Source organism: Mucilaginibacter sp. A3364, from assembly GCF_059690715.1.
On record NZ_JCAWED010000004.1, the window covers coordinates 103,834 to 127,620 of the forward strand.

The window sequence follows — 23,787 nt, forward strand, 5'->3', positions numbered from 1 at the left end:
ACCCGTGAATTAATATTAAGCTAATATTAAGAAAATACTTTTGCGCTTATAATTTACATTGATTTAACAATGACGAAGCATAAGGCGGTAATTTTAGCAGTAATATTTTTAGTTTTAAGTGCAACCAGGTTAGCGCACGCACAAAATGATAAAACCGGGGTTTTCGGTATAGGCTCGGTCGTATTGCCGGGCGATAGCACCCACCGCTGGGGGGGCTACATCGAACTACAGGCTCGTTCAAACCAGTTTTTCAATGAGTTTTATTATTTTGAGACCAAGGGCGGTATCAGCTTTGATATTGCTAAAAATTATACGGCATTGATCGGTGGCGGTCGTTACATTACTGAGGATAATGATAACATAGGCCAGGCTCATGTATCCGAATTCAGGATGTGGGAGCAGTTAACGGTAAACAACTTTTTAAACAGGGTTAAAATTGAGCACCGCTACCGTGCCGAGCAACGTTGGTTAAATGGTATCTATCGTAACCGTTTCAGGTACAGGGTTAACTTTGTGGTGCCCTTAAATCACCCTAAAATTGAGCCGGGCACCTACTTCATATCTGTTTTCGACGAAATATTCCTTAATAACAGGGCGCCGCACTTTGAGCGTAATCGCTTTTCTGCCAGTTTAGGTTATCAGTTTGATAAATCGTTAAGTGTACAAGCCGGTTGGTTAAACCAGTATAACTACAATCTTACTACGGCGGGGGCCAAAAATAACCTGGCCATAACGGTAATGTACCGTATTAACCGTAAAAATGCCAAGCCAAAAGAACACATTCCTACTACTGTCGATTAGTGTTTTTTTAAGCTAACCGTAGTTTTTTTAAGAAAAATAAAATTTATTTGATACCTTTTTTCGTTTATACACGTATAAAGACTTTCCCCTTCGGAAACTTAAACTTGATAAATGAGAACAGGAGCGTTTAAAATTGCTGCTATGTACACCATAGTGGGTTTGCTTTGGATAGCCTTAAGCGACCGTGCCCTGGATTGGGTATCCGAAACTATGGACATACCTTTCGTTCTGTTTATCAGTAGTATAAAAGGTTTTTTGTATGTAATTATAACAGGTATCATCCTGTATCGGCTAATCACTTCTTATAACAGTAAGCTTGAAGTAAGCGAAAAGCAATACCGAACCTATTTTGAAGAGAATCCAAACCCCATGTGGATATACAATCGTCGCACCCTCAACTATACAGCAGCCAACAATGCTGCTACGGCTAAATATGGGTACACCCGCGATGAATTTATGAACATGACCATCCTGGATATTCGTCCTAAAAGTGATATGGCCAAGGTACACGCCACTGTGAAAGCGTTAACAGGCACTTACAACGACTCGGGCATATGGACGCATAGAAAAAAAGACGGTACCTTAATGCAGGTACACGTAACATCGCACATTATTACCGGTGGCAAAGAAGAACACATTATGGTAATGGCCGCCGAAGTGCCGGCTGCGCAGTAGGTGCCTGTATCACACTTAATTAACCTTTGTTTATATTAAGTTAATGTTAATATTAAACTATTTTGCCGGTTTTTTCTCGGAAATTGTATCTTTGAAAAACTATTAGTTTTTAGTGTATTTGCTACACTATGTTATAAAACCGAAAAATCAATAAAAAAATGAGTTTAATAATTGACGTTCGCGCCCGCCAAATCCTTGATTCGCGTGGTAATCCTACTGTTGAGGTAGATGTATTAACTGAAAACGGCTTTTTAGGTCGTGCCGCTGTACCATCAGGTGCTTCAACCGGTGCTTATGAAGCTGTTGAGCTTCGTGATAACGATAAAGCTGTTTACATGGGTAAAGGTGTTTTAAAGGCCGTAGCTAACGTTAACGACATCATCGCTAAAGAATTAGTAGGTGTTGACGTATTTGATCAAAACTCTATCGACCAAATCATGATCGATTTGGACGGTACTGATAACAAAGCTAACTTAGGTGCTAACGCCATCCTTGGTGTATCATTAGCTGCCGCTAAAGCTGCTGCGCAAGAAAGCCGTCAGCCATTATACCGCTACATTGGTGGTGTAAACGCTAACACTTTGCCAATCCCGATGATGAACATCGTTAACGGTGGTTCACACTCTGACGCGCCTATCGCGTTCCAGGAGTTTATGATCATGCCGGTTGGTGCCGCTTCATTCTCTGAAGCTTTACGTTGGGGTGCAGAAGTGTTCCACAACCTGAAAAAGATTTTACATGACCGTGGTTTATCAACTGCCGTAGGTGACGAAGGTGGTTTTGCGCCAACTTTTGAAGGTACCGAAGATGGTGTTGAAACCATATTGAAAGCTATTGAGAAAGCCGGTTACAAACCGGGTGTTGATATTTGCCTGGCGTTTGATTGCGCTGCTTCTGAGTTTTACAAAGACGGCAAATACGACTATACTAAATTTGAAGGCGATAAAGGTGCTATCCGCAGCAGCGAAGAGCAGGCTGAGTACCTTGCCGAATTAACCCGCAAATATCCTGTTATCTCTATCGAGGACGGTATGGCTGAGGACGATTGGGCTGGTTGGAAGATATTGACCGAGAAAATTGGCGATAAAGTACAACTAGTAGGCGACGATTTGTTTGTTACTAACGTTGTACGTTTGCAACAAGGTATTGATAACGATACTGCAAACTCAATCCTGGTTAAAGTAAACCAAATTGGATCATTAACCGAAACCATTAACGCAGTTAGCCTGGCACAAACCAGCAGCTACACTTCGGTAATGAGCCACCGCTCTGGCGAAACTGAAGATTCAACCATTGCTGACTTAGCGGTAGCATTAAACTGCGGTCAGATCAAAACCGGTTCGGCTTCACGTTCAGACAGGATCGCTAAATACAACCAGTTATTACGTATTGAAGAAGAATTAGGCGAGAACGCTAAATTCATCGGCAAAAACTTTAAGTATTTTAAAAACAGATAATATTTGAGGCTAATTTTCACGAATTAGATCGAATTATACGAATTGAAAAGGCTCCGGGAGATCGGGGCCTTTTTTTGTTGAACTGTATACGTCATCACGAGCGAGGTACGAGCGTAGTAATCCCCGCCGTGCTCAGCAGGCGGACCTTCAGGTAGGGGATAGCCACGCTGCGCTCGCTATGACGGGTGGGGGGGGACTAAGGTGTGCCACTTTTATAGTGGAACACTTTGGTACACCTGATTTTATTAATGATTTGATTTTCAATAAGTTGATTTGAAAAGCGAAACACCCTGGCACACACTTATTCGTCAGGATTTTTTTTGTGTAATTTGAGGTATATAACTGATAATCAGAGATAAATTTTTTAACAAAAAAGTGTTCCACTTTGGCACACCCTGCTAAAAAAAACGCCCGTTCAAGTGTCCACACTTGAACGAAACAACCAAAGTAAGCGTCCTCGCTTGCGATGCGAGTTTGAAATATATCGTAAGTGTGGACGCTTACATTAATATAAATACAAGCGTAGGCGCTTGTATTGGCGAAGTATTAATAACTACCCAAATACACCCTCGCCAATCTTACAACCACAAAAACTGCCGTACTAATTATCGAACCATAAAATATGATCTTGGCGTGTTGCCTGTCTTCTTCGTTATATTCATAAATGCGTTCGCCGTTGGGCAGGGTTTTCTTTTGGCTGAAGAGGTGCCAGCCTATAAAAATACCCAGTACGCCACCTAACAGGGCTGAGAAATAACCAATAATTATCCATACGCGTTGCGATGCTTCTGGCTTGCGTAACGCGTCTATACTGTTGCGGGTAAGTATGGCTATGTCTTTATCGGTAATGTTAAAGCCTCGGTCGTTTAGTATTTTTCGCGCCAGCAAAAAATCATCGGTGTTCCACTCGTTGCGCTTGGTCAATACGTCTATCAGCTCCTCGTCTGTAAACTCGAAAAGGTAATGTTCAGGATCTACTTGTAAAGCGGTAAGCTCGGTATTCATTACTAAATAAACGAAATAAAGTTGTAATCGGATTTTGTCATTTGAGGAAGATGCGTTAAGGATAGGAGCGGATACCGGCCCGTGGCTAAGGCCTCGAGTAGTATGAGCGTATAGCCTGACCCGACGAAGGAGGGGAACGCCCTTGTTTTAGTGACTGGTGATTAGAGAATAGAATTGGTGTTCGATATTAGCCTTTGCGTTGCCCAGCTAACTCATTTGCTTTCGTTTACTGCTACATAACTATATATTACACATCATCAATTAAAACCGTATCTTTGCGGCAAATAATTTAATACCCGTTAGCTATTACGGTTTTGATGACCGCCCACTCTTCATATCCGCTATGCGATCGCGTTAGCACTATATATTAATAATACGACACATGTCATTTGAAAATTTAAAATTAATTGAGCCCATCCTTAAGGCTTTAAAAAACGAGGGATATACTACGCCTACCCCAATACAACAGCAAGCCATACCTATTGTACTACAACGCCGCGACCTGCTGGGCTGCGCGCAAACCGGTACCGGTAAAACGGCTGCTTTCTCAATACCCATGCTACAGTTGTTGTACCAGGACAAGCTTCAGCATAAAGAGCAAAAAACAATAAAAGCGCTTATACTAACCCCAACGCGCGAACTGGCCATACAAATTAACGAGAGCATTGCCGCTTATGGCAAGCATACCGGTTTAAAGCATTTGGTGATCTTCGGCGGGGTATCGCAAAACCCGCAGGTCGACGCTTTGCGCCGTGGTGTTGATATTTTGGTAGCCACCCCGGGCCGTTTGCTGGATTTGATGAACCAGCGCTTTGTACACCTTGACCAGGTTAAAATGCTGGTGTTGGACGAAGCTGACCGTATGCTGGACATGGGTTTTGTAAACGACGTTAAAAAGATCATAGCCAAAGTGCCGCAAAAAAGGCAAACGCTGTTCTTTTCGGCAACTATGCCTAAAGAGATCCAGCAACTGGCGGATTCTATGCTGACCAATCCTGAAAAGGTGGAGGTTACCCCGGTATCATCGACCGCGGATACCATACAGCAAGAGCTTTACTACGTAGAAAAGAACGATAAAAAAGCATTACTGGCGCACGTACTTAAAGATAAGGAAATTAAAACCGCGCTGGTATTTACCCGCACCAAGCATGGTGCCGATAAAGTGGTGAAAGACCTGCATAAAATAAACGTTACTGCCGAAGCTATACACGGCAATAAATCGCAAAATGCGCGTCAGCGTGCTTTGGCCAACTTTAAAAACCGCACCACACGCGTGCTTATAGCTACCGATATTGCCGCCCGCGGTATTGATATTGACGAGCTTACCCACGTAATAAACTACGAGATACCTAACATTCCTGAAACATACGTACACCGTATTGGCCGTACAGGCAGGGCAGGGGCAAGTGGTATTGCGTTTACTTTTTGCGACGCCGAAGAGGTTGACTTTTTAAAAGATATACAAAAGCTGATAGGTAAAGATTTGCCTGTTAATGATGCGCATCCCTATGTGATGAGTCCGCAAAGTATTGTAGCCGGGCAGGCTGCTGCTAAGGATAAGCCTAAAGGCAAAGGCGGCGGCCAGAAACGTGGCCGTGGTTTTGGCCGGGCCGACAGGCCTAAAGGCGGCGGTGGCGGCAGCAAACGCCAGGGCGGCGGTGGTGGTAATCGCTCGGAAGGCAGCATGAGCGGCGGCGGTCCAAGAAAAGGCGGTAACCGCAGATAAGAAATGTAGAGACGCAATATTTTGCGTCTCTTTTTTTTGTTAATAAGTTAATAAAGTCTCTTGCGGCATTTGAAAATTATAAATAATTTTAACTCGTAATTTATTATCCACAACCATGCAACGATTATTAGATCTGTTTAAGAACAAGTTTTTCCTGGTTACGTTAGCTTTTGCCGTGTGGATGATATTTTTTGATAAGAACGATCTGCTGGCTCAATACCAGTACCACGAACAACTGGTAAAGCTAGAGCAGGAGCGCGATTTTTATCAAACCCAAACAGATAAGGTTAACAAAGACCTTGACGAGCTTACCTCAAACCCCCAAAAGCTCGAAAAATTCGCCCGCGAAAAATACCTCATGAAAAAAGATAATGAGGATGTTTTTGTAGTGGAGAAGAAGAAAGAAGAGTGACCCCACCCAACCCTCCCCAGAAGGGAGGGCTAAAAATATTTTTGAAGTCTCCCCCTTCGGCGGAAATTTAGAGGGGGTAAATCCCTACTTTTACCCCATGAGTATCCGTGTTGAAAATTTAACGAAAATTTATGGCGAACAAAAGGCGGTTGATGGCATAAGCTTTACTGCCGAACCTGGAGTACTGGGATTTTTGGGCCCTAACGGCGCCGGCAAATCAACCACCATGAAAATGTTGACGGGCTTTATACCGCAAAGTAGCGGCACAGCTGCGGTTTGCGGTTTTGATGTGCGCACACAATCGTTGGAGGTGAGGCGCTGCATTGGCTACCTGCCCGAAAATAACCCGCTTTACCCGGATATGTTTGTGAAGGAATCATTAGCCTTTGTGGCCGGTGTTCATGGCATGAAAGATCCAGCCCCGCGGATAGCCGAAGTGATTGAACAAACCGGCCTCGGACCCGAGCAACACAAAAAAATTTCACAATTATCAAAGGGCTACCGGCAGCGTGTCGGGCTGGCCCAGGCTATCCTGCATAACCCGCAGGTATTGATATTGGATGAACCTACTTCGGGCCTGGACCCCAATCAGTTAGTAGGTATCAGGCAACTGATTGCAGAGCTGGGGAAAAGCAAAACCATCATTTTATCAACACACATTATGCAGGAGGTTGAGGCCGTTTGCAACCGTGTTATCATCATAAATAAAGGGAAAATTGTAACAGATAGCACGTTATTGCGTCTTAAGGAGGATAATAAAATTAATACATTAGAAGAGGTGTTTATAAAATTAACTGGCCATTAATATGATTTATACAATATTTTTATCTTTGTTTTAACACATCAACAATTCACAATTTTTATTTAACCTTAAAAAACAATTCAATGAAAAAAGTTCTATTAGCAACCTTATTATTTGTAGGTGTAGCAGCAACAAGTTTCGCACAAGATGGTGGTAAATTTAGCATTGGCGTTGAAGCAGGTTTGCCTGTTGGCGACATTTCTGACACGCACAGCTTTGCTATCGGCGGTTCATTAAAGTATGACCTTCCTATCGCTGACGCTCTTGCTTTTACTGCATCAGCCGGTTACACTTCATTTATGGGTAAAACTGTAACTGTTACAGCAGGTGGTTTTACTGCAACTGGTAAAGCGGCTTCTTTTGGCTACGCACCTGTTAAAGTGGGTATCAAATACAACCTGGCCGAAGCATTGTATGCCGAAGCTCAAGTTGGTGCTGCTATAGCTACAGAAAGTGGTAATAAAACTGCTTTTGCGTACGCTCCTGGTATTGGTTACAAATTTACCGAAAATGTTGACCTGGGCGTTCGTTACGAAGGTTGGTCTGCTAACGGTGGTACCATCAGCCAAATTGCTGCCCGTTTAGCGTTCAGCTTCTAATTAGAAAATTACGCGTAGCGATACGCATCTTAAAAAAAAGCCCGGTTTACTCCGGGCTTTTTTTATTTTTGCCCAATAAATTTTTAACCTATTAACCTTATGAAAAAATTTCTATCAGCATTTATTTTCTTTGGCGGCTTCGCATTAAGTGGGTTCGCTCAAACTACCGACAAGGGAAAATTCAGCTTAGGCTTTGAGGCGGGCGTGCCTGTAGGCAATATCTCAAACACACACAATATCGCTTTAGGTGGTTCACTTAAATATGAACTTCCGGTGGCCAATGCCATTGCGTTTACCTTGTCTGCAGGCTACACATCGTTCCTGGGTAAAATGCTAACCTTCCTGGTAGGCGGCGACTCGTACCAAACATCACCGGCGCCCTCTGTTAATTATATACCGGTTAAAGGTGGTATCCAGTTTGCATTGCCAAATGCCTTTTATGCCGAAGCCCAGGTGGGCGCGGCCTTTGGCACCAACAGCGGCAGTAAAACGGCCTTTGCCTATGCGCCGGGTGTAGGCTACAAGTTTAATAACAAACTAGATATTGGCGTTAGATACGAAGGCTGGTATCATTACGGTGATGGCACCATCGGCCAGGTTGCCGCCCGTTTAGCTTATCGCTTCTAATCAAATTATGGTGTAACAATACGTGTTATTAAAAAAGTCCCGGTATACGCCGGGCTTTTTTTGTTGCCCTAATGTTTTTACTTTTACAAAAAACCAACCTTGTCTTTTATGAAAAAAATCCTTTTAACTATTATGCTTTCAGCCGTTTTTTTAACGGGTATCGCGCAAGATAAAAGCAACAGAAAATTTAGTATAGGCCTTGAAACGGGTATCCCTATAGGTGATGCAACCCGGGCGCGCGATTTTGTTATTGGCGGCTCTTTAAAGTATGATATCCCTGTAGTGGCAGATAAGCTTGCGGTAACCTTATCAGCAGGTTATAGTAAGTTTTTAGGTAAAACTGTTGCGGGAAACCAAGTGCCTTCTTTTAATGCCGTACCTTTAAAAGCCGGTGTCAAATATTTTTTATGTCCCCAATTTTATGTCGAAGCGCAAGCCGGTACGGTATTTAGTACCAAAATAAGGAGCATAGGCGGAAAGAATGATAATTTCTGTTTTGCATACGCGCCGGGTGTTGGTTACAATATAGGCAACCGTGTTGATATTGGTTTACGCTTTGAAGCCTGGAACTTTGCAGAAACGGGCGTGTACGGTGGCGGTGCACCTGTTGCCGGGCAACTTAACCAGGTAGGCTTTCGTGTCGCTTATAAATTATAAAAACACGATGTGATTTTGAGGCCCGGTTTAAACACGGGCCTTTTTGTTTGCGCAAATATTGTTGTAATTTCGGCGTTCAAGCATTGCCGTGTATAGTATCCTCAAAAAAGAAATTACTTCTTACTTAAGTTCATTGGTTGCCTATGTTACCATTGGCGTGTTTTTATTGGTGTTGGGTTTGCTGCTTTGGGTATTCCCTGATTCAAGCATATTGGAGTATGGCTATGCCAGCTTAGAAAACCTTTTCGGCACCGCCCCATACTTATTCATGTTTTTGGTGCCTGCCATTACCATGCGCGCCCTGGCCGAAGAACGCCGCGAAGGTACTTTTGAGCTGCTGGTTACCCGTCCGCTTACCGATTTTCAGATCGTATTAGGCAAGTTCCTGGCGGCTGTTGTTATCGTGCTATTCGCGTTGGTGCCTACCTTAGTTTATTACTACTCTGTTTATACATTGGGCACGCCGCAGGGTAATATTGATACCGGCGCGGTTATCGGCTCATACATTGGTTTGTTTTTGCTGGGTTCGGCTTTTGCAGCTATTGGCTTATTCGCCTCGTCACTGAGCAAAAACCAGATCATCGCTTTTACCATCGCTGTTTTTCTTTGTTTCTTTTTTTATAGTGGTTTTGATTCGCTAAGCGGATTGTTATCGTTGCAAAACCTGGGTGTGCAGGATCTGGGGATCAATGAGCATTACCAGTCTATTAGTCGCGGTGTGTTAGATACGCGCGATGCAGCTTATTTCATTATCCTAACGGGATTGTTTATTTGCCTTACCCTGTTTGTATTGCTAAAGCAAAGGCAGAAAAGCTTGAAGGATGCCACGTTGTTTAAGTTCCTGGGTGGGATAGCGGCTATAGCCATCTTATCAGCCATTACCTTCACCCGTTTTGATTTTACTGCCGAAAAACGCTTCACCCTGTCGTCCGTAAGCCGCGGTATTGTAAGCAACCTATCGCAACCTATAAAAGTAACCGTTTATTTAGATGGCGAACTTACCGGCGGCATGAAACGCCTGCAGCGCGCTACTAAGGATATGCTGGCCGATTTGCAGGTTTACAGTAATCACCGCTTACAATTTGAGTTTGTTGATCCCTTGAAAGGTAAATCGCCGGAAGAGCAGGAGCAGATCATTACCGATTTGCAAGCCCGCGATATTGAGCCAACCGCGCTGAGTGTTAAAACCGATGATGGCATAACTCAAAAAACTATTATCCCCGCCGCATTGGTTAATGCAGGGGGCAGGCAGGTAGCGGTAAAACTACTCTATCAGCAATCGCAATTAGGGCTATCGCCCGATGAGGTACTTAATAACTCCATCCAGAATTTAGAGTACGCCTTTACATCCGCCATAAAAAAAGCGAGTACTAATGGTAAGCCGTTAATAGGCTTCACTACCGGGCACGACGAATTAAACGACGTGCAGCTAAACGATGCCATGAAAAGCCTTTCAGACGGCTTTACGATTGGTCGGGTTGATGTGCAAAGCATCCCTTTTGATACCCTGATGCGCATTAGCCTTGTAGTAGTGCCGAAGCCTGAAAAGTCATTCACCGAAGCCGAGAAGTATAAACTTGACCAATACCTGATGCGTGGCGGAAAAATACTATGGGCTATTGACCAGGTAAGCGCCGAATTGGATAGCCTGCGTGGCCATGGTGGCGAGCAGTTGGCTTTTGCGAAGCAATTAAACCTGGACGACCAGTTATTTGTTTACGGCGCGCGTATCAACTATGATATCATAGCCGATATGAATTGCGCGCAAATCCCTATTACCACCGGCAATGTAGGCGGCCAACCGCAAATACAAATGGTGCCGTGGTTGTTTTACCCGGTGTTTATTCCGCTGGCCAAACATCCTATCGTAAAAAACCTGGACGGTATTTATAGCGAGTTTCCGGCTACTATCGACGTATTGGGCATAAAGGGTATACAGGCGACTACGCTGCTCACCTCATCGCCCTATAATAAAAAACTGACGGCCCCACATACGCTGTCGTTACAGGCTATTGAGCAGGAACCTAACCCTAAAGAATTTCAAAGCCAGCCTAAAACCACGGCTGTATTACTGGAAGGAAGCTTCACGTCAAATTATAACAACCGCCCTGTACCATCCGGCGTAGCCGAAAATATAACTACGCAGCCACAAAGCAAGCCCACTAAAATGGTGGTGATAAGCGATGGCGATGTGTTTAAAAACCAGGTAGGGGCAGATGGTTCGCCATACCCGTTGGGTTATGACCGTTATACCCGCCAAACCTTTGGCAACAAAAACCTACTGCTCAACATTGCCGACTATATGACCGACGACTCGGGCCTGATATCGCTACGCAATAAGGAAATTAAACTGCGCCTGCTGGAACGTGCTCGGGTACGTGCCGAAAAACTGAACTGGCAAATAATTAATACCATAGGGCCTTTGCTTTTGGTGTTAATATTTGCTATTTTTCAACATTATATCCGCAAGCGGCAGTATACTCGCTAATTTTTATACTTTTGAACAATTAACCATTAATTATATATGAGATTTATTGTTTCCACATCAACATTACTTAAGCAATTACAGTCGGTAAGTGGCGCGCTAAGTAGCAGCACCGTATTGCCAATACTGGAAAACTTTTTGTTCGAGATAAAGGATGGAAACTTAACCATTTCGGCTACCGACTTGCAAACCAGCATGACCACTTCCTTAGCCGTTGAAGCTAAAGAGAACGGCCGCATTGCCATCCCGTCGCGCATCCTGTTAGATACTCTGAAATCATTACCCGAGCAGCCTATCGCTTTTTCGGTTGATGATGCAACCTTCGCTATCGAGATAAACGCGGGCGACGGTAAATACAAACTAAGCGGCGAGAACGGTGAGGATTTCCCGAAAATACCTGTGGTTGAAAACGCATCGTCGGTAAACCTGCCGGCATCTGTTTTGGCCGAAGCGATAAACAAAACCATCTTCGCGGTAAGTAACGATGAGTTGCGCCCTGCCATGACCGGCGTTTACTGCCAGCTATCAAGCCAGTACTTAACTTTTGTTGCTACCGATGCGCACAAATTGGTACGCTACCGCAGGCTGGATGCTAAAGCCGAAAGCACTACATCATTCATATTGCCTAAAAAAGCTTTAACGCTTTTAAAATCGGCTTTGCCAAGTGATGATGTAAATGTATCTGTCGAATACAACAGCACCAGCGCGTTTTTTAAATTTAATAACATAAACCTGGTTTGCCGTTTAATTGACGAGCGTTACCCGGATTACGAAGCGGTTATCCCTTTAAATAACCCTAATAAATTAAGTATTGATCGTTTGGCCTTCTTAGGTTCGTTAAGCCGTGTAGCTATCTATGCTAACAAAACTACGCACCAGGTAAGGTTGAAAATTAATGGCAGCGAACTGCATATTTCGTCAGAGGATATCGACTTTTCGAACGAAGCGCACGAGCGTTTAAGCTGTCAGTACGAAGGTGAGGATATGGAAATAGGCTTTAACGCCAGGTTTTTAATAGAAATGTTAAAAAACCTGAGCGGAGAAGAAGTATCTTTGGAAATGTCGTCGCCAAACCGCGCGGGCTTATTGTTGCCACAAGGTGGTGATGAGAACGAAGATGTGCTGATGCTGGTTATGCCGGTGATGCTTAATAGTTATGCTTAAGTGTAAACTTAAATTATAGATCCAAAACTATAGTCCGGCTTAAACAACCGGACTTTTTTGTTAAAAGCTGATAACAAATTTTTCAATTTGCAGTTATATAGCAGCCACTTATTTATGAAGTACAGATCATTATTACTACTACTTGTTGCTGTTTTCGCGTTAGCCATAACATCCTGCAAAAAAGATGGCGATTTGGCGCCGGTAGCCCCCTTAAAGGCCGGCTTTAACATTATCAATGCCGGTACTGATACCATTAATATTTTTCAGAACGGTACCCGGCTTAATAATACTTCGGCCTACTTTCCGGGTGGTAACTTAGGCTACCTGATTGTAAACGCCGGCGAGCAAAGCTACCAGGTGAAAAAAGCAAACACCACAACAGTTTTGCTGGATACTAAATATACCTTGCAGGATAGTACCTTCAACTCCCTATTCATAGCCGGCTCAACGGCTGATAAGGTGTTTTTTAGCCGAGATACAATTTATAATGATACCACTTCGCTTAAATCGGTACAGATACGGTTTGTTAACGCATCGCCTTCGGTAAGCTACGATGTTAAGATAGGCAGCACTTTTACCTATACCAACCGCGTGTTTAAATCAATAACCCCCGTTAATTTTATACCCGAAGGCACTAAAGTACTATTAACAGTAACCGAAGCAGGCGGCGCCACTCCGCTGGTAAGCCGCAACTTAAGCCTTACCAAAGGGCGTGCTTACACCGTTTACACCAGGGGCACACCAACGGGGACGGGTACCAATGCCTTTGCGGCTGTTTTAATAACTAATTACTAATTTTGTGTTGTGATGATACGTAACACCAAACGCTACATAACCACCTATTTGTTTTTAGGCCTTGCAGGCATATTGTTTGTAACTTCGGTAGCATCGTGCGGCAAAAACGCGGCAACATCAGCCATTGGCTCAAACATACAGTTGCAGGTATTAAACCTGAGTCCTGATCTGCAGCCTATCAACGTAAACATCGCTTACATTAAACGTAATACGTATCCGTATTCGTACCCATCACCGTCGGGCTATTTTTCTATCGCTGCCGATACCCCTATACAAATCAAATCATCGCAGCCATCCATATCAACCCGGGCCTGGGTTACAGTTGACAGTGTATTAAAGCCCAATGTAAAATACAGCTTGTTTATAACAGGTTTCAGGGCCGATGCCAGCATCACTTCTATATTTACTTCGGATACCGCTGCGCCGGCAACAGCGGGCAGAGGAAAAATACGTTTTATAAACGCTTCGCCACGCTCAAACGCGCTGGATGTAAGCGCTAACGGTACGCCTGCTTTTACGGGCGCTGCTTACAAAAGCATATCAAAATATCGTGAAGTTCCCCCCGGCAATTACGAATTTGTGATTACACAAACAGGATCGCCCAATACGGTGCTGAAGCGCATAAGCAGCTACCAGGTGCAGGATGGTAAGTTATATACCATATATAGCTTCGGCATAGCCGGTCGTACGGATAGCGCTGCTTTTGGCGGCGATGTGCTGATCAATAAATAAACATTACAGTTTATATTTATATTTTTGCCACCAAAACCACGCATACTTTGGAACTGATAAAAAGCATCATAGATTTTATACTGCATGTTGACGTGCACCTGGCGGCGATAAGCAGCCAATACCAGGGCTGGACATACCTGATATTATTCCTCATCATCTTCGCCGAAACCGGTTTTGTGGTAACGCCATTCCTGCCGGGAGATTCACTGCTGTTTGCGGCAGGTGCACTGGTAGCAGGTGGCAAAACAGGGTTGGAAATTTGGCTGTTGGGTGTTTTATTGCTGATAGCCGCTTTCACCGGCAACACGCTAAACTACACGCTGGGTAACTACTTCGGTGCCAAGGTATTCAAACCCGAAAACAAGATATTAAAACTGGAATACTACGAAAAAACCCGCGACTTTTTTGATCAATACGGCGGTAAGGCGGTAGTATTCAGCCGGTTTTTACCGATTATACGCACGGTTGCCCCTTTTGTAGCCGGGGTAGGTAAAATGCCTTTTGGGCGATATAGCTGGTATAACTTTTTAGGAGGCTTTGCCTGGATAATAAGCTTTTTAATGCTGGGCTACTTTTTTGGAAATATCGAAGTAGTGAAACGCAACTTTACACTGGTTGTACTGGCCATCATCGTGTTATCCATCATCCCGCCAATTTACGCCGGCTTTGTAAACAGAAAAGGTAAGAAACGGACGGAGGTGTAAGTTCTTCATAACATACACTGTAGAGACGCAATATATTGCGTCTCTTTTGTTTTACACCCCACCGATCCCGCACGTCATTACGAGCGAGGAACGAGCGTAGTAATTCCCTATGGAAAGGTTACCCAGCGCTCGGGGATAGCTACGCTGACGCTCGCTATGACGTGATAGTTTATATTGCGTCTCTACGGCGCTACTGTAAATGGCGCAATCTTCCCGGCACGGAAAACCGCTTCTTCCTTTTGTAAAACCCGCACCTGATCCGCTGTCAACGGCACCTCAATCAATTTATTCAGATCAGGCTGCCCGGCATCCACCCATGCAGAATACCAAAAACTGCCCACCTGTAAAACCGAGGCCCGCATGCGCCTGGTCACCATGCCGACTAAGGCTTTATGATAGGCCCGGCTATAAGCTACGGAGTAATCTTTAACCTTTCGTTTGCCCCGCTGCACCATCTCGTATTTTTTGGTGGGAGGGAAGGTGCTATTCAATACCCGCTCCAACCGCAAAACTGAATCTACCTCAGCAAATGACGTGCGACAAATTTTAAAAGCCTCTTTTAGCGGATCATTGATATAGCGTGCCTTGCCCGGGTTGCAGTTGTAGTTGGCAGCGAATAGCTCGGGCAGACGGCTCTCCCAAAAGGCATGTAAACCGGTTTGACCCGTAAGTTGACCATTATGGTTTTGCGTGAGATGCAGGGGCACATGCGCATCTGCAATGTAATGTCCCAAATAAGCGGAAGCGCTCAGAATAGCCGAAGTATCATGCGCCTTAAACGCCCGCACCAGGCGATAGTAGTTGGATTGTATGGCCCATGGAACGGTGCCGTATTTGTTTAAAGTGTCTTCAGAATATTTAACAACAGCCTCCTTCCAACGCTGTGGTATGCGGTCGAACGGTTTTTTGCCGTAATGGTCGGCATCCAAAAAATGCTTGGGAATCTCAGATGAATCCACATAGCGCTTTTTGTCGGCGCTGACGGCGTGTTCGGTAATATAATTGATGTTGGCCTGGTAAAAACCGCTCATGGCTTTAGGCAAAATAAAAACAGCCAGCCGGTTAATGCGGTAATGCGCAAAGAACCCCCAGGAGGAGCAAAGCAGAACAATAAATAATCCGCAGAATATCCTGAAGGCAGCACCCATTATTATTGTCCCTGCTCGTATTTATAATGCAAATGCTGCAAAGTCTCGGTCGACTCCTCATCCGCAGACGCGCCGTAACCTGCCACCAAAATACCTTTTACACCGGCCTTATTAGCCAAAGCATAAACCGTAGCCTCATCACCGGGATCTGACGCGCCTTCGTAGCGGTAAAGATCTACTATTTCAAATTCTTCGGCAGTATATTCGGCTTCGCCAACTTTGAAGCGATTTTTTTCGAGGTTAAAGTCTAAATTAAAGCCTTGTTCGCGTAGTTTATTAATAGCTTCGGTAACGGTGGCGTAGTGAAATTTTTGTTTCATAGGTTAGCTTGTAGAATAATGATAAGTAAATTTATAAAAATGCGAATTGTTTTGGCATTAAAAACATTTTTAAAAAAGACGTTTGTTTTTATAAATATTCGTCTTATATTTGCAGTCCTTAAATAAGAACAGAATAACAAGCTAAAATGGCAAATCATAAATCATCAATAAAAAGGATCAGAGCTAACGCTGCGAAGCGTTTACGCAACCGTTATCAGGCTAAAACCACCAGAAACGCTATCAAAAAATTAAGAGGCACCACTACTAAAGCTGATGCACAACCTCTTTTATCAAAAGTGATCTCGATGCTTGACCGTTTGGCTAAGAAAAACGTTATTCACAAAAACAAAGCTTCAAACAATAAATCGAAGCTTACTAAATTCGTTAACGCGTTAAGCTAATCATACTTAAAACTTCTGTTTTAGGAAGGCGATAGGTTTGTACCTGTCGCCTTTTTTATTATACCCGCGATTTCACAGATTGATTTTGATTTCACAGATCGATAGTCGTATTTTAACCCTGTGGAAAACTACGACAACAAGATCAGCATTAAATCATGGGCCGAGGAGGACCGTCCGCGCGAAAAGCTTAGCGGTCAGGGCCGCCGAGCTTTAACTGATGCGGAATTGATCGCGATTCTGATAGGCTCCGGTAGCCGTACCGAAACCGCGGTTGAACTGAGCAAACGCATCCTCCACCACTACGGTAACGATTTAAACAACCTCGGCAAAGCCTCCATTGCCGAACTATGCCGCTTTAAAGGCATCGGCGAAGCCAAAGCTATATCAATTGTAGCCGCGCTTGAAGTTGGTCGCCGACGCAATGAGACTGAGACCAAAGTTTCAGATACCATCACCGGCAGTAAAGACGCTTACAACATTATGCGCCCCATACTTCGGGATTTAAGTCATGAAGAGTTTTGGATATTGTTACTTAACCGCTCGGGCAAAGTAATTTCGAAAGAACTCATCAGCAAAGGTGGCTTAACAGGCACGGTTGCCGACCCCAAGATCATCTTCAGCATTGCTTTGCAAAAAAGTGCCGCCAGTATGGTACTCATGCATAATCACCCCTCGGGTAATTTAAAGCCCAGTCAGCTGGATATTGAGCTCACCAAAAAAATAACCACCGCAGGTCGCATGCTGGATATCAATGTACTTGACCATGTTATTGTTACCGATAACGGGTTTTACAGTTTCGCGGATGAAGGGATTCTTTAATTTCGAATGTCGAATGTTCAATTTCGAATTTATTTATCAAAACATCCTTTACCTTGATGGTGTTCTACAAATAAAAACAAACACCATGATAACTCCAGACAACCGCATACCGCAAGACGACCAACAAGGCGAAGAAAAAGACGACCAACGCAGCCAGCAGGATGTACATTCCAACGGTTTTGATCAACCCGATGCTGGCGATTTAGATGACGCTGCCGAAACAGACGAATCCGACGCGCTATCTCAAGCCTACGAAGCCGCCGAATCATCGTACGAACTGAACCTCGACGACGAACCTAAAGAGGAAGATTAAAACCTTGCTCCACATCTTCCCGACTTTCGGACTTCTGACTTTCGGACTTCCCGACTAAATCCTATCTTTGCCCATTATCGATTCCTTGTAATGAAGATATCTTATAACTGGCTCAAAGAATTTATTAACGTTGACAAAACTCCCGAGGAGATCTCCAAAATATTAACCGGTACCGGTTTAGAGGTGGAGAGCCTGGATAAAGTGCAGGCCGTTCCCGGTGGTTTAGAGGGTTTGGTGATAGGTTTTGTAAAAGAAACCGCACAGCACCCTAATGCCGACCGATTAAAAGTTACCAAAGTTGACGTTGGCGGTGCCGAAGACCTGCAGATTGTTTGCGGCGCAAGCAACGTTGCTGCCGGTCAGAAGGTGGTTGTGGCTACCGTGGGCACTACCGTGCACCCAACAGCCGGCGATTCCTTCCTGATCAAAGAATCAAAAATACGTGGCGAAGTATCGCTGGGTATGATATGTGCCGAAGACGAGATTGGCCTGGGCCAGAGTCACGAAGGTATTATGGTACTGGATGCCGACGCCCCTGTAGGTACCCCTGCCAAAGAATATTTTAAACTAAACGACGATTATTTATACGAAATAGGCTTAACGCCAAACCGTGCCGATGCTACATCGCACCTGGGCACTGCCCGTGATGTGGCCGCTTTCCTGAAAGTGGGTGTCACCAAGCCCGATGTTTCGGCGTTTAAGGTTGATAATACCAATAGCAAGCTGGATGTAGTGGTAGAGAGTGATGCCGCGCCGCGTTACTCGGGTGTGAGCATTTCGGGTATCGAGGTTAAGGATTCGCCGCAATGGCTAAAGGAACGTTTGGCCGTTATTGGCGTGCGTTCTATCAATAACGTGGTGGATGTGACCAACTATGTGCTGCATGAGTTAGGTCAGCCGTTGCATGCTTTTGATGCTGCCGCTATTACCGGCAACAAGGTGATTGTAAAAACTGTAGCAGAAGGCACCGTATTTAAAACATTAGACGACGTGGAGCGCAAGCTTGACGCCGCCGACCTGATGATATGCAACACCGAAGCGCCTATGTGCATTGCCGGTGTATTTGGCGGTGCCGATTCGGGCGTTAAGGCTACTACTACGGATATTTTCCTGGAGAGTGCCTACTTCAACCCTGTATCTGTACGTAAAACGGCTAAGCGCCATGGCTTAAAAACCGATTCATCTTTCCGCTTTGAGCGTGGTACCGATCCGGATATGACCGTGTTCGCGCTTAAACGTGCCGCGCTGTTAATTCAGGAAGTTGCTGGCGGAACTATTTCATCAGAAATAGTAGATATTTACCCCGCACCTGTAGCGCCGTTTAAAGTAGAACTAACCTACGAGCATGTTGATCGTTTGATCGGTCAGCAAATACCGCATGATGAGATCAAAGGCATCATCAAAGGTCTGGACATCACTATCACCGAAGAAACCGCCGAAAGCCTGTCGCTGCAAGTGCCGCCATACCGCGTGGATGTAACCCGCGATGTGGACGTGATCGAGGATATCCTGCGCATTTTCGGCTACAATAATATTTATATTCCAACACAGGTGCGCGCCTCGTTAAACACCTCGCAGCGCCCGGACAGGGATACTATACAAAACACCCTGAGCGACTTGTTAACCGCCAATGGCTTTAACGAGATCATGTCAAACTCGCTCACCAAATCGGCCTATTCAAGCAATTTGGATGCTGCGGTTAAGATATTGAATCCGTTAAGTTCTGATCTGGATGTAATGCGCCAAACCATGCTCTTCTCGGGTCTGGAAGCCATCGCTTACAATCAGAAGCGCCAGAACGCCGATATCAAGTTTTACGAATTTGGTAAAGTGTACAGCGTAAAAGAGGATGGCAAATACAACGAGAGCCAACGCTTCGCTATATTCCTGAGTGGTGCTACAGCCACCGCGCAATGGAACCAAAAAGCTACCGCGGCTACCTTCTATAACCTGAAAGCCATTGTTGACGGTATCCTGCAAAAATTAAACATTAGCGACTTAGGTATTGAAGATACCACCTGCAGCAAAATGGCCTTTGGTATAAACTATACCCGCAACGGCAAAACGCTGGTTAAATTTGGTAAAGTTGCCCCATCGGCACAAAAACTGGCGGATGCGGACGGCGAGATTTTCTATGCCGATTTCAACTTCGACCAACTTATTGCGATAGCAAAAAAGAACAAAATTGTTTACAGCGAGATCTCAAAATTCCCGGCCGTAAGGCGCGACTTGTCGATGCTGATTGATACCAATATCAATTTCGCGCAGCTAAAGCAAATTGCGCAACGTACCGAGCGTAAGTTGCTAAAGGATGTTAATGTATTTGACGTTTACCAGGGCGATAAATTGCCTGCCGGTAAAAAGTCTTATGCGTTAAGTTTCGTGCTACAGGATATTGAAAAAACGCTTACCGATAAAGCGATAGATAGCGTAATGCAAAAACTTATCTATAACTTAGGTAAGGAAGCCGGTGCCGAAATTCGTAAATAATTTAGCATCGCATAACAATAAATTAATAACAGAAATTCGATAATATAAATGAGTACAACTGCTACACAACTGGATAAAGTTTTAGACAAGACACAGCGCTTGATAGAACTTTGTGCCGTTTTGCAGGAAGAAAACGACCTTCTGAAACTCGAGAACGAAACCCTTTCGTCAGCCTTCAACGCCAGCAAAAGCAAGATCAAGGAAATGGACGAGAAGCTTCGGGCGGTTAAATTAGCCAAGTCATTTTCAGACACAAATGAAAAAAGTGTTGACATTAAACAAAAAATTAACGAATTTGTGCAGGAAATAGATAAGTGCATTGTATTGCTGAAGAAGTAATACAGAAAGTGAACAAGCTCAAATGGGAGAAATCTCAATAAAAATAAATATTGCTGACAGAGTTTACCCTTTAAAGGTGAACATGGAAGAGGAAGAAATAATACGCAGGGCGGCAAAGCTAATTAACGATCGCATAAAAGAATACCAGGAAAATTATGCGGTTAGGGATAAACAGGATCTGCTGGCAATGAGTGTGCTGCATTACGCAACATCATCATTAAAAGCAGAGAAAAAGGTTACTGTCGAAGATTCGGAAGTAGCCGACAAAGTTTACCAGTTAGACCACATGCTGAACGATTTTTTTTCAAAACAATAACGTTCTTTACATATTAACAGAGCAAATAAGATCTAACCGCGGTTAAATTTTATGTTTCACTATTAAAAACTTAACACTTCAATATCTACGGATCGAGGAGGCATGCGTTACTCATTACGTTTAACGGTAACCCATCATCCTGAATATCTGTATGAAGTTTTTCAATACATGACACTTAAAAATTTCATCGCGGTTTTTTTATTTTATATAACCTAACAACAAAGAATGAACATATTATACGTTATTATCGGGCTCCTTGCCGGCGTCCCTACGGGGATAGTTATAGGCAGGTTCCTGCTGCGCAAGCTGTTTAAAGACCAGGAAGCGCACGCGCAAAACAAAGTAAAAAAGATACTTAAGGATGCCGAGAACGATGCTGAAATAGCACGTAAAAATAAAATGCTGGAAGCTAAAGAACGTTTCCTGCAAATGAAAGCCGAACACGAAAAGGAGGTAAACCAACGTAATAACGAGGTGGCCCAGCGTGAAAACGGCATTAAACAAAAAGAGCAATCGTTAAACTCGAAACTGGAAAACCTTACCCGTAAAGAGAACGAGCTGGATAACACCCGCAAAAAACTAGAGGCACAAACCGAGGTGCTTGTTAAAAAGCAGGAAGAAGTTGAAGCGCTGAAAAACCAGCACGTTGAACAGCTGGAAACCATAGCAGGCCTAAGCGCCGAGGAAGCCAAGAATCAACTGATCGACAACCTGCGCGAGGATGCCCGTTCACAGGCTATGGCGCAAATAAAAGATATTGTTGACGAGGCTAAACTAACCGCTACCAAAGAGGCTAAAAAGATCGTTATCCAAACCATCCAGCGTACCGCTACCGAAAGCGCTATCGAAAACACGGTATCTATCTTCAATATCGAGAACGACGAGATCAAAGGTCGTATCATCGGGAGGGAAGGTCGTAACATCCGCGCGCTGGAAGCAGCTACGGGTATCGAGATCATTGTTGACGATACGCCTGAGGCTATTATCCTTTCAGGCTTTGACCCGGTTCGCCGCGAGATAGCCCGTTTGGCTATGCACCGTTTGGTAACTGATGGCAGGATTCACCCGGCACGTATTGAAGAGGTGGTTGCCAAAACCAAAAAGCAAATAGAAGAAGAGATAGTAGAGATAGGTGAGCGTACCGTGATAGACTTAGGTATTACCGGTTTGCACCCTGAGCTGATACGTATGGTTGGCCGTATGCGCTACCGTTCGTCATACGGACAAAACCTGCTGCAGCACTCGCGCGAGGTCGCTAACTTCTGCGCCACCATGGCTGCCGAGTTGGGCCTGAACGTAAAACTGGCCAAACGTGCCGGCTTACTGCATGACATTGGTAAAGTGCCTGATGATAATCCCGAACTGCCTCACGCTATTTTGGGTATGCAACTGGCGGAGAAATATAAAGAACATCCGGAAGTGTGTAACGCCATAGGCGCTCACCACGACGAGGTGGAGATGACCTCAATGTTGTCGCCGATAATCCAGGTTTGCGATGCCATTTCAGGCGCGCGCCCGGGTGCACGTCGTGAGGTGGTAGAAAGCTATATCAAGCGCTTAAAAGAACTTGAAGAGTTAGCCTTGTCATACCCTGGCGTAGAGAAAACATTCGCTATACAGGCCGGCAGAGAGCTGCGCGTGGTAGTGGAGAGCGAGAAGATAAGCGATGCTGAAAGCGAAGTGCTGGCGGCCGACATATCAAACCGCATCCAAACCGAAATGACCTACCCCGGCCAGATCAAAGTTACCGTGATCAGGGAAACCCGCTCGGTAGCTTACGCTAAGTAAAAAAAGTTAACCCCGCCATGTCATTGCGAGCGAAGCGTGGCAATCGCACGGATAAAAGTCGACGACTTTGCACGTGTGCGATTGCTTCGTACCTCGCAATGACATTTTTGTTTTAGTAATACCATGAAAAAACAACCCACTCCACCCACACCCACCAAACGCTCTATTGACCAACTGATAGAAGAGTATGACAGCTTCCATCAAAAGCCGGCTAATCGGGTTATCAACTACATCTGCATCCCCGCGCTGGTGTTTGCCATATTGGGTTTTGTGTGGAGCATACCGTTCCCCAAGCTGGCTTTTTTAGGCCAGTATAATGGGTTCATCAATTGGGCATCGTTCATTATTGCGTTCACTATTTACTATTACCTTAAAAAGTCGCCGATACTTTCATACCTCATGCTGTTCACCTTCTTCGGTTTCACCTACATCATCATCCAGTTCGAGAATGATCCAGTGTTGCCCAGATTCTGCGTATTCCTGTTCATTATAGGCTCTGTAGCCCAGTTCGTAGGCTACAGCATAGAAAGCCGCAGACCAACCTTTAATCAGGAATTTAAATTCATAGTAACCGCGCCACTGTGGTTTTTCAGTAAGTTGTTAAAAGCCATAAACGTTAAATACTAGGGCGTTCCCCTTCGGGTCGGGCTGTACGCTCATACTGCGCGAGCCTTATTTCTCTCTAACCCGTCATTGCCAGGAACGAAGCACTATCTACGCTCGCTAAACGTGTCGCATAAGCCCTTCACGCACATACCTCGCCCCGCTCATTCGGCGCGGAGCCTTTCTACTTTTTGGCTTGATCCAAAAAGTAGCAAAAAGATCAAGCAGGAAAAAACCTTCCCCGCTCGCGCCCCACGCGTGGCCCGGTTTTCCTGCGTGCCCACCGCTCGTTTTTGATTCTCATTATTTCCCCAAATCTAGGGTAGCAACGGAACCGTCGGCCCTAAGCTTCGGGCGAAAGCGGGCAGAAAGCGGTGGGCTGTGCGGTGGGAAGGGCATAGCGTTGTTGGCGTGTGCGCCGGGCTTGTGCGTGCGAAGCGGCAGCCAATAATGCAGCCCGTGCTTCTGCCCGATTTGCAGCGCAGAGGCCTTGTGCGCAAAGAAGCCTAGGGGCTGACTAGGCCTTTTTGGTTACTCCTATGTTTGTAAAAGATAACAAGCGACAAGGAACGGGAGCAGGTTTGGTTACAAGTAGTCGTCATGACATAC

At 44.7% G+C, this 23,787-nt stretch carries 25 protein-coding genes; 22 read left to right on the top strand and 3 right to left on the bottom strand.

Translation table 11 applies throughout. From position 1 onward, the window contains the following. Positions 1-69 precede the first annotated feature (69 nt). The 3 genes from AC59JT_RS20155 to eno all read left to right on the top strand — a co-directional run bounded on the left by AC59JT_RS20155 (position 70) and on the right by eno (position 2,933). Positions 70-801, top strand: a complete 732-nt coding sequence (locus tag AC59JT_RS20155) for a DUF2490 domain-containing protein (protein ID WP_497402545.1) — start codon at positions 70-72, stop codon at positions 799-801. A gap of 111 nt (positions 802-912) precedes the next feature. Next, a complete protein-coding gene (locus AC59JT_RS20160; RefSeq protein ID WP_497402547.1) occupies positions 913-1,476 on the top strand; it encodes a PAS domain S-box protein in 564 nt (187 codons plus the stop codon). A 158-nt stretch (positions 1,477-1,634) separates the two neighbouring features. Further along, the gene (gene eno, locus AC59JT_RS20165; protein ID WP_497402549.1) at positions 1,635-2,933 is read left to right on the top strand and encodes a phosphopyruvate hydratase; all 1,299 of its coding nucleotides are present in this window, start codon (positions 1,635-1,637) and stop codon (positions 2,931-2,933) included. Positions 2,934-3,479: 546 nt separating this feature from the next. Here eno and AC59JT_RS20170 read toward each other — a convergent pair. After that, positions 3,480-3,938 (bottom strand): hypothetical protein, encoded by a 459-nt coding sequence (locus AC59JT_RS20170; RefSeq protein ID WP_497402551.1) that lies wholly within the window; start codon positions 3,936-3,938, stop codon positions 3,480-3,482. A gap of 382 nt (positions 3,939-4,320) precedes the next feature. Between AC59JT_RS20170 and AC59JT_RS20175 the strand changes: the two genes are divergently transcribed. The 11 genes from AC59JT_RS20175 (at position 4,321) to AC59JT_RS20225 (ending at position 14,641) form a co-directional block, all read left to right on the top strand. After that, complete coding sequence (locus AC59JT_RS20175; protein ID WP_497402553.1) at positions 4,321-5,664, top strand: DEAD/DEAH box helicase; 1,344 nt, start codon at positions 4,321-4,323, stop codon at positions 5,662-5,664. 115 nt (positions 5,665-5,779) lie between these two features. Further along, a complete protein-coding gene (locus tag AC59JT_RS20180; protein WP_497402555.1) occupies positions 5,780-6,076 on the top strand; it encodes an FtsB family cell division protein in 297 nt (98 codons plus the stop codon). 97 nt (positions 6,077-6,173) lie between these two features. Beyond that, a complete protein-coding gene (locus tag AC59JT_RS20185; protein WP_497402557.1) occupies positions 6,174-6,881 on the top strand; it encodes an ATP-binding cassette domain-containing protein in 708 nt (235 codons plus the stop codon). Positions 6,882-6,961: 80 nt separating this feature from the next. Continuing rightward, positions 6,962-7,477 carry an outer membrane beta-barrel protein gene (locus tag AC59JT_RS20190; protein ID WP_497402559.1) on the top strand — a complete coding sequence of 172 codons (516 nt, stop codon included), beginning with the start codon at positions 6,962-6,964 and terminating at the stop codon, positions 7,475-7,477. Positions 7,478-7,576: 99 nt separating this feature from the next. Then, entirely contained in the window at positions 7,577-8,104 is a 528-nt protein-coding gene (locus AC59JT_RS20195) for an outer membrane beta-barrel protein (protein WP_497402561.1), read from the top strand. A gap of 108 nt (positions 8,105-8,212) precedes the next feature. Then, positions 8,213-8,761 (top strand): outer membrane beta-barrel protein, encoded by a 549-nt coding sequence (locus AC59JT_RS20200; RefSeq protein WP_497402563.1) that lies wholly within the window; start codon positions 8,213-8,215, stop codon positions 8,759-8,761. A gap of 88 nt (positions 8,762-8,849) precedes the next feature. Continuing rightward, positions 8,850-11,249 (top strand): gliding motility-associated ABC transporter substrate-binding protein GldG, encoded by a 2,400-nt coding sequence (gldG, locus tag AC59JT_RS20205; RefSeq protein WP_497402566.1) that lies wholly within the window; start codon positions 8,850-8,852, stop codon positions 11,247-11,249. A 36-nt stretch (positions 11,250-11,285) separates the two neighbouring features. After that, entirely contained in the window at positions 11,286-12,410 is a 1,125-nt protein-coding gene (gene dnaN, locus AC59JT_RS20210) for a DNA polymerase III subunit beta (RefSeq protein ID WP_497402570.1), read from the top strand. Between the two features lie 114 nt (positions 12,411-12,524). After that, on the top strand, positions 12,525-13,205 hold the full coding sequence (locus AC59JT_RS20215; RefSeq protein ID WP_497402574.1) for a DUF4397 domain-containing protein: 681 nt from the start codon (positions 12,525-12,527) through the stop codon (positions 13,203-13,205). A gap of 12 nt (positions 13,206-13,217) precedes the next feature. After that, on the top strand, positions 13,218-13,937 hold the full coding sequence (locus AC59JT_RS20220) for a DUF4397 domain-containing protein (RefSeq protein WP_497402602.1): 720 nt from the start codon (positions 13,218-13,220) through the stop codon (positions 13,935-13,937). 47 nt (positions 13,938-13,984) lie between these two features. After that, positions 13,985-14,641: a DedA family protein gene (locus AC59JT_RS20225; RefSeq protein ID WP_497402576.1), complete on the top strand. Its 657-nt coding sequence runs from the start codon at positions 13,985-13,987 to the stop codon at positions 14,639-14,641. Positions 14,642-14,823: 182 nt separating this feature from the next. On the opposite strand, the gene AC59JT_RS20230 is transcribed toward AC59JT_RS20225, so the two are convergent. Both AC59JT_RS20230 and AC59JT_RS20235 read right to left on the bottom strand, forming a co-directional pair. Continuing rightward, positions 14,824-15,672, bottom strand: coding sequence for a zinc dependent phospholipase C family protein (locus AC59JT_RS20230; protein ID WP_497402578.1), 849 nt, complete (start codon positions 15,670-15,672; stop codon positions 14,824-14,826). A gap of 119 nt (positions 15,673-15,791) precedes the next feature. Continuing rightward, positions 15,792-16,109 (bottom strand): phosphoribosylpyrophosphate synthetase, encoded by a 318-nt coding sequence (locus AC59JT_RS20235; RefSeq protein WP_497402580.1) that lies wholly within the window; start codon positions 16,107-16,109, stop codon positions 15,792-15,794. 146 nt (positions 16,110-16,255) lie between these two features. Between AC59JT_RS20235 and rpsT the strand changes: the two genes are divergently transcribed. The 8 genes from rpsT to AC59JT_RS20275 all read left to right on the top strand — a co-directional run bounded on the left by rpsT (position 16,256) and on the right by AC59JT_RS20275 (position 23,202). After that, entirely contained in the window at positions 16,256-16,510 is a 255-nt protein-coding gene (gene rpsT, locus AC59JT_RS20240) for a 30S ribosomal protein S20 (RefSeq protein ID WP_497402582.1), read from the top strand. A 120-nt stretch (positions 16,511-16,630) separates the two neighbouring features. Further along, positions 16,631-17,329 carry a RadC family protein gene (gene radC / locus AC59JT_RS20245; RefSeq protein WP_497402584.1) on the top strand — a complete coding sequence of 233 codons (699 nt, stop codon included), beginning with the start codon at positions 16,631-16,633 and terminating at the stop codon, positions 17,327-17,329. Positions 17,330-17,414: 85 nt separating this feature from the next. Continuing rightward, positions 17,415-17,642 (top strand): hypothetical protein, encoded by a 228-nt coding sequence (locus tag AC59JT_RS20250; protein ID WP_497402586.1) that lies wholly within the window; start codon positions 17,415-17,417, stop codon positions 17,640-17,642. A gap of 90 nt (positions 17,643-17,732) precedes the next feature. Continuing rightward, entirely contained in the window at positions 17,733-20,132 is a 2,400-nt protein-coding gene (pheT, locus tag AC59JT_RS20255) for a phenylalanine--tRNA ligase subunit beta (protein ID WP_497402588.1), read from the top strand. Between the two features lie 48 nt (positions 20,133-20,180). Beyond that, complete coding sequence (locus AC59JT_RS20260; protein ID WP_497402590.1) at positions 20,181-20,471, top strand: hypothetical protein; 291 nt, start codon at positions 20,181-20,183, stop codon at positions 20,469-20,471. Positions 20,472-20,493: 22 nt separating this feature from the next. Further along, positions 20,494-20,787, top strand: a complete 294-nt coding sequence (locus AC59JT_RS20265; protein ID WP_497402592.1) for a cell division protein ZapA — start codon at positions 20,494-20,496, stop codon at positions 20,785-20,787. Between the two features lie 225 nt (positions 20,788-21,012). Continuing rightward, entirely contained in the window at positions 21,013-22,575 is a 1,563-nt protein-coding gene (gene rny, locus AC59JT_RS20270; RefSeq protein WP_497402594.1) for a ribonuclease Y, read from the top strand. A gap of 123 nt (positions 22,576-22,698) precedes the next feature. Further along, positions 22,699-23,202, top strand: a complete 504-nt coding sequence (locus tag AC59JT_RS20275) for an Mpo1 family 2-hydroxy fatty acid dioxygenase (protein ID WP_497402596.1) — start codon at positions 22,699-22,701, stop codon at positions 23,200-23,202. The last annotated feature ends 585 nt before the right edge of the window (positions 23,203-23,787 follow it).